We start from the raw sequence: 312 nt of genomic DNA on the forward strand, positions 1-312 counted from the left end.
CCCCCTCAGGACAGGAGCCTCTTGGATAATGGAGGCATGAGGAATTCAGGTGACTTGAAATTGCCCGTCAAGCAAGCGCGCAAGGTATTCGTCCTGGAATGTCTTCGGGACGGCAGGATGACGAACAGGGAAGCGGCCCGGTCTTTGGAACTGAGCGTCCGTCAGGTTCAGAGGCTGAAACGGGATTTTATCCGTAAGGGATATGACGCCCTGAGGCACGGCAACACGGGGCGAAAGCCCGCCCACGCTCTGAAAGAGGAAGTTAAAAATATCGTCACAGAACGGGCTCAGTCAGAATATAAGGGCACAAGT

Annotated in this window: 1 protein-coding gene; it reads left to right on the top strand. The window is 54.5% G+C overall.

All coding sequences use genetic code 11. The features are described 5' to 3' along the window. Nucleotides 1–60 precede the first annotated feature (60 nt). On the top strand, nt 61–312 hold a 252-nt coding region (locus EII26_RS13010; RefSeq protein ID WP_233572766.1), incomplete at its 3' end, for a helix-turn-helix domain-containing protein.

The organism is Fretibacterium sp. OH1220_COT-178, assembly GCF_003860125.1.
Taxonomy (GTDB): Bacteria; Synergistota; Synergistia; order Synergistales; family Aminobacteriaceae; genus CAJPSE01.